2 protein-coding genes are annotated in these 1,438 nt (G+C 43.5%); both read right to left on the reverse strand.

The window, feature by feature from the left end; translation table 11 throughout:
• Window positions 1-68 precede the first annotated feature (68 nt).
• Window positions 69-1,109, reverse strand: coding sequence for an alanine/glycine:cation symporter family protein (locus EI164_RS16115; RefSeq protein WP_225739364.1), 1,041 nt, complete (start codon window positions 1,107-1,109; stop codon window positions 69-71).
• A gap of 9 nt (window positions 1,110-1,118) precedes the next feature.
• Window positions 1,119-1,438, reverse strand: a 320-nt coding sequence (locus tag EI164_RS16120; RefSeq protein WP_318779513.1) for a transposase, incomplete at its 5' end; no start/stop codon positions are given.

The raw sequence follows: 1,438 nt of genomic DNA on the forward strand, positions 1-1,438 counted from the left end.
TTAGATATTATTAAACAATATATTCAGAACCAGCGAGGTTAGCTAGTGATGCGAAATTCACCTCCACCCTAATGTCGGGTGGAGTCCTCTTTCGCTTTTTTGATAGCGGCTGAACCAACACCCGCCTCGTTAGAGAAAGTTGCACGTTTCAAACCTTGGATTAATGCGCCAATAAAACCACCAGCCACGCCAGCACCTGTGAAGGCACCTGTAAAAATTTCACCAAATGCCGCACCGATATGATTAAAGTTTGCAACCAGTACGATGACACTCATGGTGATATACAATAACGCCATAAAGGGTACGACTTTTTCAGTAACGGTTGCGATACGAGGCATACCACCAATGATAACCATACCGACTAAAAATGCTAAGCCAACACCAAAGAATATACTGTAATCCGTTGGAATACTAAAAGTAGAGCTCATGACTGCAAAGGCTTGGTTACCCTGAAACATGTTACCAGCACCAAAAGTCGCCAATATAGTCATGAGTGCAAAACCAACGGCTAACACCTTACCGAATCCGCCCATACCACGTTCAGCCATACCACGGCTCAAGTAGTACATAGGACCACCCGACACGGCACCAGAGGGCAATATCGTACGATATTTGACACCTAACGTACACTCTACAAACTTGGACGCCATACCGAACAGGCCAACCATAATCATCCAAAAGGTAGCTCCAGGTCCATCAATGGCGAGTGCCGCACCCACACCTGCAATATTACCAAGACCAACGGTACCCGATAGAGCAGTCGCTAAAGCTTGGAAATGACTAACTTCACCCTCTTCTTTAGTAGCAGGGTTTGGATCAGTATATTTACCTCTGACAATGTCTAGAGATAGACCTATAAGACGAAACTGGATAAATCCAAAGTAGAAGGTAAATATGAGTGCTGCAACTAATAACCAACCTACGATGAGTGGAAAGCTGACATCTCCAAGAGGTACTGAAAAGAAAATAAGATCGACGAACCAGCCAAAAATATTGGCCATAAAGCCATCGAGGCCAGCACCGAATGCTGCCAAACCTGATTGTTCTGCTGCTTGCGCAAGAGTAGTACTAAGTAATAGGATCGTTGCGACTAAATATTGTCTTTTCATACCCCACTCTCAACTTGAAATAAGCAAATCAAACTGAAGAGGCGGGTTACCAAGTTTTTTATTGAGTACAAAGCACAGATTATGCGACAGAATCTTACGAATCAATCGATGAGACAAATGCCATAAATCTCTTGCTCGTACCTTTTGTATATTAAATCGTTCTGATAACTGACCAATGACTGTTTCAACGATACGGCGGGCTTTCATTAGCCGTCTTACCACAGGTTTGGGTCTATCTTCTTTCATATTAGCTCTGAGTGGCGTTTGTAAATCTACTCCTTGAGCGTCGTAGTACGATGTCAGACTCGGGCTGATATACCCTTTATCAG

This window comes from Psychrobacter sp. FME13, assembly GCF_014861395.1.
Classification (GTDB): domain Bacteria; phylum Pseudomonadota; class Gammaproteobacteria; order Pseudomonadales; family Moraxellaceae; genus Psychrobacter.

Excerpts from the sequence above, each read along its gene's own strand:
- EI164_RS16115 (WP_225739364.1), bottom strand. The coding sequence starts at position 1,109 with ATGAAAAGACAATATTTAGTCGCAACGATCCTATTACTTAGTACTACT.